Annotated in this window: 11 protein-coding genes; 6 read left to right on the forward strand and 5 right to left on the reverse strand. The window is 72.0% G+C overall.

The window, feature by feature from the left end:
* Positions 1–43: 43 nt before the first annotated feature.
* From GQ466_RS27485 to GQ466_RS27495, 3 genes are read left to right on the forward strand one after another with little or no spacing between them, the layout of a single operon-like run.
* On the forward strand, positions 44–1,057 hold the full coding sequence (locus GQ466_RS27485) for an ABC transporter permease subunit (RefSeq protein WP_161105955.1): 1,014 nt from the start codon (positions 44–46) through the stop codon (positions 1,055–1,057).
* Positions 1,057–2,082 carry an ABC transporter ATP-binding protein gene (locus tag GQ466_RS27490; RefSeq protein WP_161105956.1) on the forward strand — a complete coding sequence of 342 codons (1,026 nt, stop codon included), beginning with the start codon at positions 1,057–1,059 and terminating at the stop codon, positions 2,080–2,082. The genes GQ466_RS27485 and GQ466_RS27490 overlap by 1 nt, the downstream gene beginning before the upstream one ends.
* 20 nt (positions 2,083–2,102) lie before the next feature.
* On the forward strand, positions 2,103–3,200 hold the full coding sequence (locus GQ466_RS27495) for a dipeptide ABC transporter ATP-binding protein (RefSeq protein ID WP_161105957.1): 1,098 nt from the start codon (positions 2,103–2,105) through the stop codon (positions 3,198–3,200).
* A 106-nt stretch (positions 3,201–3,306) separates the two neighbouring features.
* On the opposite strand, the gene GQ466_RS27500 is transcribed toward GQ466_RS27495, so the two are convergent.
* The 5 genes from GQ466_RS27500 to GQ466_RS27520 all read right to left on the reverse strand — a co-directional run bounded on the left by GQ466_RS27500 (position 3,307) and on the right by GQ466_RS27520 (position 9,889).
* Positions 3,307–5,802 (reverse strand): ABC transporter permease, encoded by a 2,496-nt coding sequence (locus tag GQ466_RS27500; RefSeq protein ID WP_237418423.1) that lies wholly within the window; start codon positions 5,800–5,802, stop codon positions 3,307–3,309.
* Positions 5,799–6,593 (reverse strand): ATP-binding cassette domain-containing protein, encoded by a 795-nt coding sequence (locus GQ466_RS27505; protein WP_161105958.1) that lies wholly within the window; start codon positions 6,591–6,593, stop codon positions 5,799–5,801. The genes GQ466_RS27500 and GQ466_RS27505 overlap by 4 nt, the downstream gene beginning before the upstream one ends.
* A gap of 285 nt (positions 6,594–6,878) precedes the next feature.
* Entirely contained in the window at positions 6,879–7,559 is a 681-nt protein-coding gene (locus tag GQ466_RS27510; RefSeq protein ID WP_161105959.1) for a response regulator, read from the reverse strand.
* A 102-nt stretch (positions 7,560–7,661) separates the two neighbouring features.
* Complete coding sequence (locus tag GQ466_RS27515; protein ID WP_161105960.1) at positions 7,662–8,873, reverse strand: histidine kinase; 1,212 nt, start codon at positions 8,871–8,873, stop codon at positions 7,662–7,664.
* Between the two features lie 110 nt (positions 8,874–8,983).
* On the reverse strand, positions 8,984–9,889 hold the full coding sequence (locus tag GQ466_RS27520) for a RecB family exonuclease (protein WP_161105961.1): 906 nt from the start codon (positions 9,887–9,889) through the stop codon (positions 8,984–8,986).
* A 123-nt stretch (positions 9,890–10,012) separates the two neighbouring features.
* Between GQ466_RS27520 and GQ466_RS27525 the strand changes: the two genes are divergently transcribed.
* The 3 genes from GQ466_RS27525 (at position 10,013) to arc (ending at position 14,264) form a co-directional block, all read left to right on the forward strand.
* On the forward strand, positions 10,013–11,176 hold the full coding sequence (locus GQ466_RS27525; protein ID WP_337193648.1) for a site-2 protease family protein: 1,164 nt from the start codon (positions 10,013–10,015) through the stop codon (positions 11,174–11,176).
* Positions 11,177–11,232: 56 nt separating this feature from the next.
* Entirely contained in the window at positions 11,233–12,177 is a 945-nt protein-coding gene (locus GQ466_RS27530; RefSeq protein ID WP_161105962.1) for a tRNA (adenine-N1)-methyltransferase, read from the forward strand.
* 326 nt (positions 12,178–12,503) lie between these two features.
* Positions 12,504–14,264 (forward strand): proteasome ATPase, encoded by a 1,761-nt coding sequence (gene arc / locus GQ466_RS27535; protein ID WP_161105963.1) that lies wholly within the window; start codon positions 12,504–12,506, stop codon positions 14,262–14,264.
* Positions 14,265–14,273 lie beyond the last annotated feature (9 nt).

A 14,273-nucleotide genomic window follows, 5' to 3' on the forward strand; every position in this document is an offset into this window, starting at 1 on the left:
GTCCCGAAGATCTCGGGCCGGCCGGCGGGCGGAGCCGATCAATGTGCTCGCTTACATCATCCGGCGCCTGATCGGGGCCGTGCTCATGCTGCTGCTGGTCAGCCTCGTGACCTTCGGCATCTTCTTCTGGATCCCGAAGCTGGCGGGCCAGACCACGGACCAGCTCGCGGCGGCCTACGTGGGCAAGGCGCCGACCGCGCAGGCGATCCAGGACACCAAGGAGCGCCTCGGCCTGGACAAGCCGGTCATCGTGCAGTACGGCACGTACCTGAAGGGGATCGTCGCCGGCCAGGACTTCAAGGCGGGTCCCGTCGTGGACCACTGCCCCGCGCCCTGCCTCGGCTACTCCTTCCGCACCAGCCAGCCGGTGCTCCCGCAGCTCATGGACCGCGCGCCCGCGACGCTGTCGCTCGCGATCGGCGCGTCGATCATCTGGCTCGCCGCGGGCATCTCGATCGGCGTGCTGTCCGCGCTGAGACGCGGCAGCATCTGGGACCGGACGGCGATGGTCATCGCCCTCGGCGGCGTGTCCCTGCCCATCTACTTCACCGGCCTGGTGTCGCTGGCGATCTTCTCCTACAGCCTCGGGATCTTCCCCGGCGGCGGCAGCTACGTGCCCTTCACGCAGGATCCGGGGACGTGGTTCCAGTCGCTCGTCCTGCCGTGGGTGACGCTGGCGTTCCTCTACGCGGCGATGTACGCGCGGCTCACCCGCGCCGGAATGCTGGAAACGCTCGGTGAGGACTACATCCGCACGGCGCGAGCCAAGGGCCTGCCCGAGCGGACCGTCATCACCAAGCACGCCCTGCGCTCGACGCTGACGCCGATCCTCACCATCTTCGGCCTCGACCTCGGGCTGATGCTGGGCGGCGCGGTGCTCACCGAGAACACCTTCAGCATCCCGGGCCTCGGCCAGCTCGCGATCAGCTCCATCGGCACCGGCGACCTTCCCGTGGTGCTCGGCGTGACGCTGCTCGCGGCGTTCTTCATCGTCATGATCAACCTGGTCGTGGACCTCCTGTACGCGGCCATCGACCCGAGAGTGAGGCTGGGCTGATGACGGGGGAGCCGTTCCTCTCGGTGCGCGACCTGAAGATCCACTTCCCGACCGACGACGGGATCGTCCGGTCGGTGGACGGCCTGACGTTCGACCTCGAACGCGGCCGGACGCTCGGCATCGTCGGCGAGTCCGGCTCGGGCAAGAGCGTCACGAGCCTCGGGATCCTCGGCCTGCACAACCGGCGCAACGCGAAGGTGTCGGGCGAGATCTGGCTGGACGGCAAGGAGCTGGTCGGCGCGTCGCCCGACGAGGTCCGCCGTCAGCGCGGCCGGAAGATGGCGATGATCTTCCAGGACCCGCTGTCGTCGATGCACCCCTTCTACACGGTCGGCAAGCAGATCGTCGAGGCGTACCGCGTCCACAACGACGTGTCCAAGAGCGTCGCGCGCAAGCACGCCATCGACATGCTCGGCCGGGTCGGGATCCCGAAGCCCGACCGGCGCGTGGACGACTACCCGCACCAGTTCTCCGGCGGCATGCGGCAGCGCGCGATGATCGCGATGGCGCTGTCGTGCGACCCGGAGCTGCTGATCGCCGACGAGCCGACCACGGCGCTCGACGTGACCGTCCAGGCGCAGATCCTCGACCTGATCCGGGACCTTCAGGAGGAGTTCAACTCCGCGATCATCATGATCACCCACGACCTCGGCGTCGTGGCGGAGCTGGCCGACGACGTCCTCGTGATGTACGCGGGCCGGTGCGTGGAGCAGGCGTCGGTGGACGACGTCTTCCACGCCCCGCAGCACCCCTACACCTGGGGCCTGCTCGGGTCGATGCCGCGGCTGGACCGGGCGCGGTCGGAGCGGCTGAACCCGATCAAGGGCTCACCGCCCAGCCTTATCAACGTGCCGAACGGGTGCGCGTTCCATCCCCGCTGCGCCTACGCGACGCTGAACGGGGGACGCAGCGAGTCCGAGCGGCCCGAGCTGACGGAGGCCGCGCCGGGGCACCTCGCCGCGTGCCATCTCCCGCTGGACCGGCGGCGGGAGATCTGGGAGTCCGAGATCCGGCCGACGCTGTGACGAGCACAAGTGGGAAGACAGTGAGCACTTCAGAGACCACGACGGACGCGGCGCCCGCCGAGCGTCCGGCCCCGTCCGGCGAGCCGCTGCTCCAGGTCGAGGACCTGGGCAAGCACTTTCCCGTGACGGCCGGGCTGCTGCGCCGCCAGGTCGCCGCGGTGAAGGCCGTGGACGGGGTGTCGTTCTCGGTCCGCCGGGGCGAGACGCTGGGCCTGGTGGGGGAGTCGGGCTGCGGGAAGTCCACCACCGGACGGATGATCATGCGGTTGCTGGATCCGTCGTTCGGGCGGATCACCTTCGACGGGCGGGACATCACCGCGCTGTCGCAGCGGCAGCTCCGCCCGTACCGCCGCGACCTGCAGATGATCTTCCAGGACCCGTACTCGTCGCTGAACCCGCGCAAGACGGTCGGCGCGATCGTCGGGGCGCCGTTCCACCTGCAGAACGTCCAGACCGAGCACGGCGTGAAGAAGGCCGTCCAGGAGATCCTGGAGCTGGTGGGCCTCAGCCCCGAGCACTACAACCGGTACCCGCACGAGTTCTCCGGCGGGCAGCGGCAGCGCATCGGGATCGCCCGCACGCTGGCCCTCAAGCCCAAGCTGATCATCGCCGACGAGCCGGTGTCGGCGCTGGACGTGTCGGTGCAGGCCCAGGTCGTCAACCTGCTGGAGGACCTCCAGGACGAGCTGGACCTCACCTACGTGGTGATCGCGCACGACCTGTCGGTCGTCCGGCACATCTCCGACCGCGTCGCGGTGATGTACCTCGGCAAGATCGTCGAGGTCGCGGATCGCAACGACCTGTACGAGCGGCCGATGCACCCGTACACGAACGCGCTGCTGTCGGCGGTGCCGGTGCCCGACCCGTCGCGGCGGGAGGGGCGCGAGCGGATCCGGCTCCAGGGGGACGTCCCGAGCCCCCTGGACCCGCCGCCCGCGTGCCGGTTCCACACGCGCTGCTGGAAGGCGCAGGACATCTGCAAGCAGCAGGAGCCGCCGCTGGTGGCGCTCAGCCCGGGCCACGAGGTGGCGTGCCACTTCCCGGAGAACACCACCGTCAGCGCGACCGACCTGGTGGCGAAGGCGGAGGCCGGCCCGTCCGGGTCCGGGGACGCCTAATCCCCGGCGCGCACGGGGCACGCACGAGAGCGGCCCGCACGGAATCTTCCGTGCGGGCCGCTCGCCGTCCCGGCCGGCGCCGCGCGGGGAGACGCGGCGCCGGGGGTCACTCGGTGGAGATGGCCCGCAGGACGTCCATCCGGCCCGCCCGCCACGCCGGCCACAGCGCGGCCAGCACGCCGATCACCGCCGCGACGACCAGGTAGGTGACGAGCGTCCCGTAGGGGATGGACAGGATGTTCAGGCCGTCGTCGGCGAGCGCCTGCTGGAGCGAGGCCCCGAAGGCGATGCCGATGGCCATCCCGAGCACCGCGCCGAACACCGCGATCACGATGGACTCGGCGCGGATCATGCGGCGGAGCTGGCGGCGGCCCATCCCGATCGCGCGCAGCAGCCCGATCTCGCGGGTCCGCTCGATCACCGACAGCGCGATCGTGTTGACGACCCCGACCGCCGCGATGATCACCGAGAGGACCAGCAGGATCGTGATGAAGCCGATGATCCCGTCGACCTGCTTACTGACCTGGTCCTTCAGGTCGGCCTGGTCCTGCACCTTGAGCGCGGGGTTGGCCTTGGTGACGTTCTCGATGGCCGCGCGGGGCGCCTCGGCGCCGCCGGTGTCGATGGCGACGACCTGGGCGATCGGCCGCGCGGTGTGGGCGAGGTGGACGTTCTCCGACACGACGCGGGACCCGAGCAGGTCGCTCTTGTCGTAGACGCCCTTCACCGTCAGGGCGACGGTGCGGCCGTCGGCGAACGTCACCGGCACGGTCGCGCCGACCGACGCGCCGAGCGCCTTCGCGCGCTCCTTGTCCAGCAGGATCCCCGCGCGGCCCGGGTCGTCGGAGCCCGAGACCATCGTGAGCCGCGCCGCCTTGCCGAGGGCGGGCATGTCGCCGGCGGTGTAGTCCACCTTCTTGCCGGCGATCACGGCGTTGCCCGTGTAGGCGCGGGAGGCCGAGCGCACGCCGGGGATCTTGGCGATCGCGCCGACGGTCGCGTCGTCCACGCCGCCCCCGCCGTCCGTGCTGACCGTGTAGTCCGCGCCGAACTGGTCGTCGATCTGGGAGCCCACCGACGCCCGGATCGACGCGCCGAGCACGTTCACCATCGTGATCAGCGCGAGGCCGATCATCAGCGCGGCGGCGGTCGAGGCGGTGCGGCGCGGGTTGCGCAGCGCGTTCTGCTGCGCCAGCCGTCCCGGCACCCGCATGACCTTCGCGAACGGCCAGCCCAGCACCTTGACCACCGGGATGCTGATCATCGGGGCGAGCATCGTCACGCCGATGAACACCCCGAACGCGCCCGCGCCGACCAGGACCGCGTTCGCCGTCCCGCTGCTCGCGGCGCCCGCGAGGCCCGTGCCGATCAGCACGGCGCCGAGCACCGTGAGGACCGAGCCGAGCGCCAGCCGGATCCGCAGCGACCGCTGGGGGAGCGCCACGTCGTCGCGCATCGCGGCGACCGGCGGGATCTTCGCGGCGCGGCGCGCCGGGAAGTACGCCGACACGACCGTCACGATGATCCCGACGAGGTAGGAGACGATCACCGTCTTGGCGGTGAGGACCAGGCTCCCGCCGCCGTTGAACGTCTGCAGCAGCGTGGCCAGGCCCGCGCCGCCCGCGATCCCGAGCGTCGACCCGACGACCCCGACGGCGATCGCCTCGCCGATCACCGCGCGGGTGACCTGCGGCCGGGCCGCGCCGATCGCGCGCAGCAGGGCCAGCTCGCGGGTGCGCTGCGCGACGAGCATCGAGAACGTGTTGAAGATGATGAACGCGCCGACGAACACCGCGATGAGCGCGAACGCCAGCAGGAACGTCCGGAAGAACCCGAGGAACGCCTCGACGTCGCTCTTGTTCTCCTCGCGCATCTTCGTCCCCGTGATGGCCTCCAGGTTCCCGGGGAGCTGCGCGGCGACGCGGTCGCGCAGGACCTGCTCGCTCACGCCGGTCGTGCCGAGCTGGATCTCGGAGAACTGACCGGGCTTGAGCAGCAGCCGCTGCGCGGTCGGGGTGTCGAACGAGGTGATGGTCGCGCCCATCATGTTCCCCGTGTGGACGAGCCCGGTGACCTTCATCGACTGCGGCGGACCCGCGACGATGATCTTGACGGTGTCGCCGACGCGGTAGTGCGCCTTCTTCGCCGTGTCCTCGTCCAGCAGGACCTCGCCCGGGCCGTTCGGCGCGCGACCCGACGACAGCCGCGTCGCGCCGTCGTCGCCGGTCCAGTTGACGCCGAGCTGCGGCGGGCCGGACCCGCCGATCAGCTTGCCGTCGCGGCCGACGACCGCCGCGTACCCGCTGACCTGGCCCTCGGCGGACTTCACGCCGGGCACGGTCTTGAGCTTGTCCACCAGCGACGCCGGGATCGGCTGGGCGTTCTGCCCGTCCTCGTCCCCGCCGGTGACCTTCTTGGCCCGGACGTCCACCGCGACGTTCTTGCCGACGCTGTTGAACAGGTCGTCGAACTGCTTGCTCATCGTGTCGGTGAACATCAGCGTGCCCGCCACGAACGCCACGCCGAGCAGGACCGCGACGCCCGTCAGCAGCAGGCGCACCTTGTGCGCCATGAGGTTGCGGAGCGTGACCTTGGTCATCATCGGGCCGAGACCCCCGGCAGGTCGAAGCCCTTCATGCGCTCCAGGACGCGGTCGGCGGTCGGCTCGCGCATCGTGTCGACGATCCGGCCGTCGGTGAGGAACAGGACCTCGTCGGCGTACGCGGCGGCGGACGGGTCGTGGGTGACCATGACGATCGTCTGGCCCATCTCGCGCACCGAGGACCGCAGGAACCCCAGCACCTCCGCGCCCGAGCGCGAGTCCAGGTTCCCGGTCGGCTCGTCCGCGAAGATGATCTCCGGGCGGGACGCCAGCGCCCGCGCGCACGCCACGCGCTGCTGCTGGCCGCCCGACAGCTCCGACGGACGGTGCTTGAGGCGGGGCCGCAGCCCGACGGTGTCGACGACCCGGTCCAGCCACTCCTGGTCGGGCTTGCGGCCGGCGATGCCCATCGGCAGCGTGATGTTCTCCAGCGCGGTCAGCGTGGGGACTAGGTTGAACGCCTGGAAGATGAACCCGATCTTGTCGCGGCGCAGCCGGGTGAGCTGCTTGTCCTTCAGCTTGGTGAGGTCGGTGCCGCCGATGAAGACCTCGCCGGAGTCGACGGAGTCCAGGCCCGCCATGCAGTGCATCAGCGTGGACTTGCCCGAGCCCGACGGGCCCATGATCGCGGTGAAGCGGCCCCGGGGGATCCCGACGGTCACGTGGTCGAGCGCGACGACCTGGGCGTCCCCGCGCCCGTAGGACTTGGCGATCCGGTGCGCCGAGGCGGCGAAGTCACCCGCCCCGGGCGCGGGATGCGCGTCGGCGGTCGATGGGGCGGAGTTCGTCACGGTTGGTCCCCTGTTCGTGGTGGAAAGTCGCTTGCCCGTTCGCGGAGCGGCGCCCGCGGGCACCGCACCGCTCACCACAGAACAGTAGGAGTCCGGGCGAATCAGGGGATGAGCCTCGGGAAGGGAATCTCCGGTCCACCCCTGGCAGGAGATCCCGGCGCTTCATCGTCCTCGGGGACTAGACCGCCACCGGACCTGTGGGGGACCTCCCCGACCCGGCCCCTCCGGGACGGTCTCGGGCCGGTCGCGGCGGGGTCTCGGCCGGGTCTCGGAGCGGGGCTCCGGTCAGCCCTGGCCCGGGCGGCTCAGCCCCGTCTCGTACGCGTACACCACGGCCTGCACCCGGTCCCGCAGGCCCAGCTTGGCCAGCACGTTCCCCACATGCGTCTTCACGGTCGTCTCGCTCACCACGAGTTCCGCCGCGATCTCCGCGTTGGACTGGCCGCGCGCCACATGCGTCAGGACCTCGCGCTCGCGCTCGGTCAGGGTGTCCAGGCCCGGCGGGGGAGCCGAGTCCCGCACGGCGGGCAGCCGCGTCGCGAACTTGTCCAGCAGCCGCCGCGTCACCGACGGCGCCACGATCGCGTCGCCGTCGGCCACGATCCGGATCGCCGCGACCAGGTCCTCGGGCGGGGAGTCCTTCAGCAGGAACCCGCTCGCGCCCGCCCGGACCGCCTCGATCACGTACTCGTCCAGGTCGAACGTCGTGAGGATCAGCACCTTCGGGTCGTGCGACGCGGCGCCGTCCCGGATGATCCGCCGCGTCGCCTCGATGCCGTCCACGCCCGGCATCCGGATGTCCATCAGCACCACGTCCGGCAGCAGCGACCGCGTCAGCTCCACCGCCGCCGCGCCGTCCCCGGCCTCCCCGACCACCGCCAGATCCGGCTCGGCCTCCAGGATCAGCTTGAAGCCCGTCCGCAACAGCGGCTGGTCGTCCACCAACAGGACCCGTACCGCGTTCACCCGGCCGCCTCGCTCACCGTCATCGCCTCCGCTCCGGCCGCGGCGCCGTCGCCGCACCGCCCAACCTATCCGTCCCGCGCCACGACCCGGTCCGCCGCGCGGCTACGCCTCCAGCGGGAACCGCGCCCGCACCCCGAACCCGCCGCCGACGCGCGGCCCGATCCGCAGCTCGCCGCCGAACAGCGCCACCCGCTCGTACATCCCGACCAGGCCGTGCCCGGGGCTCTCGGCGTCCTCGGCGCTGATCGTCGACGTGCCGTGCCCGTCGTCCTCGATCTCGACCGTCAGGTCCCGCTCGCCGTAGTACAGCCGCACCCACGCCCGCGCCGCCGGGCCCGCGTGCTTCAGCGTGTTCGTCAGCGCCTCCTGGATCAGCCGGAACGCCGCCACGTCCACGCCCGGCGACGGAGTCCGCGCCTCGCCCTCGATCCACAGCTGGACCGCCAGGCCCGTCTCCCTGACGTGCTCCAGCAGCTCCCCGACGTCGCCGAGGCCCGGCTGCGGCGCCAGCTCCCCGCCGCCGCCCTCGTCCCGCTCGGTCCGCAGCACGCCGACGATCCGCCGCATCTCGCTGAGCGCCGTCCGGCCGACCTCCTCGATCGTCGACATCGCCTCCCGCGCCCCCGCCGGGTTGCGGTCGATGACGCGCCGCGCCGCGCCCGCCTGCACCGTCATCACGCTCACATGGTGCGCCACCACGTCGTGCAGCTCCCGCGCGATGCGCGAGCGCTCCTCGATCCGCGCCGCCCGCGCGTCGGTGCCCCGCGCCCGCTCCAGCCGCGCCGCCCGGTCCTCCAGCTCGGCGAAGTACACCCGCCGCATCCGCAGGTTCCGGCCGAGCACCCACGCCCCGGCCACCAGCAGCCCGTTCATCAGGAACGCCATCAGCCCGACGTCCTCGGGCGTCGCCGCCAGCACCGCGACCACCGCCGCCAGGGCCACGACCCCGCCGAGCGCCGCCCGCGCCAGCGGCCGGTGCGCCGCCACCCCGTACACCGCCACCAGGAACGCCGCGACCTCCGTGACCGTCGGCGGATACCGGCCCGCCGTCAGCGCCACCATCGCCCCCACCGCGATCACCAGGACCGCCAGCGGGAACCGGCGCCGCAGCACCAGCGCCGCCGACGCGATCACCAGCAGCGCGACCTGCCGCGCGTCCGGCGCCGCCCACACCCCGTCGTCCGGGGGACGCTCCAGCAGCGCCTGCGGCAGGCCCACGGCCAGCAGCAGGGCGCCGAGCAGCGCGTCGGCCGCCGGCGGACGCGCCCGGAACCAGGCGCGGCAGGCGCGGAGACCGTGAATGCGGGGTGACACGCTTCTCACCCTAGGAGGTCACGACGGCCCCCGACCCATCCTGAACGCGGATCCCCGATCCTCCCCAAGGAGGACGCCGGGTCCACCCCGCGGGCCGCCCGGAACGCGCCTCACGGGTCGTCGCGGCCCCGCACCGCCATCGCGTCCGCCGGGGACTCGCGCGGCGCCGGGACGGCCGGCAGCGGCGGCGGCGTCCCCCCGAACTCCGGGCACCGCTCCCGGTGGTCGCACCAGTCGCACAGCCGGCTCGCGCGCGGACGCCACTCACCGGTGTCGGTCGCCCGCCGGATCGCGTCCCACAGCGCCTCCACCTTCCGCTCGGTCGCCCGCAGATCCGCCTCGTCCGGCGCGTACCGCAGCACCTCCCCGTTCCCCAGGTACATCAGCTGCAGCAGCCGCGGCACCGCCCCCCGCAGCCGCCACAGCACCAGCGCGTAGAACTTCATCTGGAACAGCGCCCGCGCCTCGAAGTCCGCGCGCGGCGCCGTGCCCGTCTTGTAGTCCACGATCCGGACCTCGCCGGTCGGCGCGACGTCCACCCGGTCGATGAAGCCCCGCAGCCGCAGGCCCGACTCCAGCACCGTCTCCACGTACAGCTCCCGCTCGGCGGGCTCCAGCCGCCGGGGATCCTCCAGCGTGAAGTACCGCTCCACCTGCCGCCGCGCCTGCTCCAGCCACTCCGCCCGCTCCGCCGCCCCTTCGGCGTCCGCCGCGAACAGGCCGTCCAGCTCCGGTTCCTTCGCCAGCAGCCGCTCCCACTCGGGGCCCAGCAGCTCCAGCGCCGCCCCGACCGTCCGGCCGTCCGGGGGCAGGTCGTACAGGCGCTCCAGCACCGCGTGCACCAGCGTCCCGCGCACCGCCGCCGGGCTCGGCCGCTCCGGCAGCTTGTCGATCACCCGGAACCGGTACAGCAGCGGACACGTCATGAAATCCCCGGCCCGCGACGGCGACAGCGACCCCGCCACCTCCACCGCTCCCGTCCCCGCGTCCGTGCCCGCATCCGCCTCCGTCGTCATGCCCACGAGCGTAGGGGAGCCCTCCGACGAAACCGCGCCGGGAATCGCCGCTGTGGACAACGCTTGGACATCAGCGGCGGGCGCCCGGCCGGACGGCGCGGGCCGGGGCCGTAGCATCGGACCGTGACCGACAGCCCGCCCTCGCCGCAGGGAGCACCGCCCGCCGGAGACCCCGGCCCGCGCGGCAACGGCCTGCCCATCGGACGGCCGTTCGGCGTCCCCGTCTTCGTCTCGCCGAGCTGGTTCGTCGTCGCGATCATCGTCACGGTCCTCTTCGAGAGCCAGGTCCACGACGTCGTCGGCCGCCCCGGCAGCTTCGCCGTCGCGTTCGCCTACGCCGTCCTGCTCTACGGATCGGTGTTCGTCCACGAACTCAGCCACGCCGTCACCGCCCGCGCCCTCGGCCTGCCCGTCCGCTCGGTCACCCTCCACATCCTCGGCGGCGAGACCTCCATCGGCCGCGAGGCCGACGGCCCCGGCGGCGAATTCCTCATCGCCCTCGCCGGGCCGCTGGTCAACCTCGTCCTCGCCGGGCTCGGCTTCGCCGCCCGCGCGTTCGTCCCGCTCCCGCCCGTCGGGCTCCTCCTGCTCGACGCCCTCGCCTTCGCCAACCTCCTCGTCGGCGTCTTCAACCTCCTGCCCGGCCTGCCCCTGGACGGCGGCAGGCTCGTCCGCGCCGCCGTCTGGAAGGCCACCGGACGCAGCCGCAGCGGCGCCGTCGCCGCCGCCCAGATCGGCCGCGGCGTCGCCGTCCTCTGCCTCCTCGCCGGCGCCTACCTCAGCACCCGCTCCACCGAGGACGGCGGCATCGGCTGGCTCACCCTCCTGTGGTCCGCGCTCGTCGCCTCCTTCATCTGGGTCGGCGCCACCCAGACCCTGCGCGCCGAACGCATCCGCGAGCGCATCCCCCGCCTCAGCGCCCGCGCCCTCGCCCGCCGCGCCACCCTCGTCACCGCCGACCTGCCCCTCGCCGAGGCCGTCCGCCGCGCCCAGGCCGAGCACGCCGGCGCCATCGTCGTCGTCGACCACGACGGACGCCCCCGCGGCCTCGTCAGCGAGAAGGCCGTCACCGCCACGCCCGAACACCGCCGCCCCTGGGTCAGCACCGGCGACCTGTCGCGCGGCATCGAACCCGGCCTCACCCTCCCCGCCGACCTCACCGGCGAGGACCTCGTCGACGCCCTCCGCAACGCCCCCGCGTCCGAATACCTCCTCCTCGAACCCGGCGGCGGCGTCTACGGCGTCCTCGCCACCGCCGACGTCGACCGCGCCTTCAGCGGCGCCTGACCCGCGCCTTCAGCGGGCGCCTGAGCAGGCCCGCACGGCCGCTAGCCTTGACGCCCATGAGCGAACCCTCCACCCCGCCCGTCCCCGCCGCCGCGACCGGCCGCATCCCGCACGGACCGTTCCGCCCCGGCGACCAGGTTCAGCTCACCGACCCCAAGGGACGCATCAACACCATCACCCTGCAGCCAGGGAAGCTCTACCACTCCCACAAGGGATCCATCCCGCACGACACCATCATCGGCAGCCCCGAAGGCAGCGTCTTCCGCTCCACCGGCGCCGTCGAATACCTCGCCTTCCGGCCCCTGCTCAGCGACTACGCCGTCCGCATGCCGCGCGGCGCCGCCGTCGTCTACCCCAAGGACGCCGCCCAGATCGTCGCGCAGGCCGACATCTTCCCCGGCGCCCGCGTCGTCGAGGCCGGCGCCGGGTCGGGCGCCCTCACCTGCTTCCTGCTGCGCGCCGTCGGCGAGCACGGCCTCGTCTCCTCCTACGAGCGCCGCCCCGACTTCGCCGACGTCGCCCGCGCCAACGTCGAGCGCTTCTTCGGCGGCCCCCACCCGTCCTGGCGGCTCACCGTCGGGTCCCTGGAGGACGCCCTCGCCGAGACCGAGGTCGACCGCGTCGTCCTCGACATGCTCGCCCCCTGGGAGTGCGTCGACGCCGTCGCCAAGGCCCTCGTCCCCGGCGGCATGGTCTGCGCCTACATCGCCACCACCACCCAGATGTCCCGCGTGGTGGAGGACCTGCGCTCCCACGGCGCGTTCGCCGAGCCCTACGCCTTCGAGACGCTGCTGCGCTCCTGGCACGTCGAGGGCCTCGCCGTCCGCCCCGACCACCGCATGGTCGGCCACACCGGCTTCCTCGTCACCGCGCGCCGCCTCGCCGACGGCGTCACCCCGCCGCAGCGCCGCCGCCGTCCCGCCAAGGGCGCCTACACCCCGGACGCCGCCGCGGACACCGCCGACGCCGCGCCCGCCGCCGACACGCCCGACGAGTCCTAGATCACATTCGGGGGCCGCGCCACGCCCGGGAACTTTCCCTCCGCCCCGGTCGGCGCGGCTCTCTCCGGCCGTCCGCCGCCGCTTCGCTCTGGGCGGACATACCCGATGATGTCGGCAAATCCTGCCGCCACCGGGCCGCGCCGCCGACAAGAACCACCGTCCCACCTGCCCCACGACGCAAACACCGCGCCCCCGCGCCCCCGCAGCCGCACCCGCCCCGACACGCCCCCCACGACACGACAACCGAAAGGGCAGGTTACGGAACCGCTCCAGATAGGTAGGGTCTCAATAGGTCGTCGGCTCTCTTCGTGAGGAGGTGACGGGGCGTGGCCGCTCGTGATGATGCTGGGGCGCGCAGCGCGCAGGACAAGGAGGTCAAGGACCTCCGCACACAGGTTTCCTTCCTGGAGGAGGAGATCTCCGTACTGCGCCGCAAGCTCGCGGAATCCCCGCGCCAAGTACGGGTTCTAGAGGAACGTCTCCATGAGGCACAGGCCAACCTGGCCGCCGCCACGGGTCAGAACGAACGTCTCGTGTCGACCCTGAAGGAAGCACGCGAGCAGATCGTCGCGCTCAAGGAGGAGGTCGACCGGCTGGCGCAACCGCCGTCCGGCTACGGCGTCTTCCTCGAAGCAAGGGACGATGGAACGGTCGACATCTTCACCGGAGGCCGCAAGCTCCGCGTGAACGTCAGCCCGTCCGTCGACGTCGAGGACCTCAAGCGCGGCCAGGAGGTCATGCTCAACGAGGCCCTCAACGTCGTGGAAGCCCTCGCCTTCGAGCAGCAGGGCGAGGTCGTCATGCTCAAGGAGCTCCTCGACGACGGCGAACGCGCGCTCGTCATCGCGCACGCCGACGAGGAGCGCATCATCAAGCTCGCCGAGCCGCTGCGCGGAGTCCCGCTCCGCGCCGGCGACTCGCTCATGCTCGACTCCCGGTCCGGATACGCCTACGAGAAGATCCACAAGGCCGAGGTCGAAGAACTCGTCCTCGAAGAGGTGCCCGACATCTCCTACGAGGAGATCGGCGGGCTCGGCTCCCAGATCGAACTGATCCGCGACGCCGTCGAACTGCCCTACCTGCACGCCGACCTCTTCCGCGAGCACAAGCTCCGGCCCCCCAAGGGCGTCCTGCTCTACGGGCCCCCCGGCTGCGGCAAGACGCTCATCGCCAAGGCCGTCGCCAACTCCCTCGCCAAGAAGGTCGCCGAACAGACCGGCCAGGAGGGCAAGAGCTTCTTCCTCAACATCAAGGGGCCCGAACTCCTCAACAAGTACGTCGGCGAGACAGAACGCCACATCCGGCTCGTGTTCCAGCGCGCCCGCGAGAAGGCGTCCGCCGGAACCCCCGTCATCGTCTTCTTCGACGAGATGGACTCCATCTTCCGCACCCGCGGATCCGGCGTCTCCTCCGACGTCGAGAACACCATCGTCCCGCAGCTCCTCAGCGAGATCGACGGCGTCGAAGGCCTGGAGAACGTCATCGTCATCGGCGCCTCCAACCGCGAGGACATGATCGATCCCGCGATCCTGCGCCCCGGCCGCCTCGACGTCAAGATCAAGATCGAACGCCCCGACGCCGAGGCCGCCAAGGACATCTTCTCCAAGTACATCGTCCCCGGCCTCCCGCTGCACGCCGACGACCTCGGCGAACACGACGGCAACCCCACCGCCACCATCGACGCCATGATCCAGCGCGTCGTCGAGCGCATGTACACCGAGAGCGAAGAGAACCGCTTCCTCGAGGTCACCTACGCCAACGGCGACAAGGAAGTCCTCTTCTTCAAGGACTTCAACTCCGGCGCCATGATCCAGAACATCGTCGACCGCGCCAAGAAGATGGCCATCAAGCAGTTCCTCGAAACCGGCCAGAAGGGCATGCGCGTCCAGCACCTCCTCGCCGCCTGCGTCGACGAGTTCAGCGAGAACGAAGACCTCCCCAACACCACCAACCCCGACGACTGGGCCCGGATCTCCGGCAAGAAGGGCGAACGGATCGTCTACATCCGCACCCTCGTCTCCGGCACCAAGGGAGCCGAGGCCGGACGCTCCATCGACACCGTCGCCAACACCGGCCAGTACCTCTGACCCCCGCAC

The organism is Actinomadura rayongensis, assembly GCF_009831215.1.
Taxonomy (GTDB): Bacteria; Actinomycetota; Actinomycetes; order Streptosporangiales; family Streptosporangiaceae; genus Spirillospora; species Spirillospora rayongensis.

Coding starts and splice junctions, on each gene's coding strand:
- GQ466_RS27490 (WP_161105956.1), top strand. CDS start 1,057: ATGACGGGGGAGCCGTTCCTCTCGGTGCGCGACCTGAAGATCCACTTC.
- GQ466_RS27500 (WP_237418423.1), bottom strand. CDS start 5,802: ATGATGACCAAGGTCACGCTCCGCAACCTCATGGCGCACAAGGTGCGC.
- GQ466_RS27520 (WP_161105961.1), bottom strand. CDS start 9,889: ATGACGACGGAGGCGGATGCGGGCACGGACGCGGGGACGGGAGCGGTG.
- GQ466_RS27530 (WP_161105962.1), top strand. CDS start 11,233: ATGAGCGAACCCTCCACCCCGCCCGTCCCCGCCGCCGCGACCGGCCGC.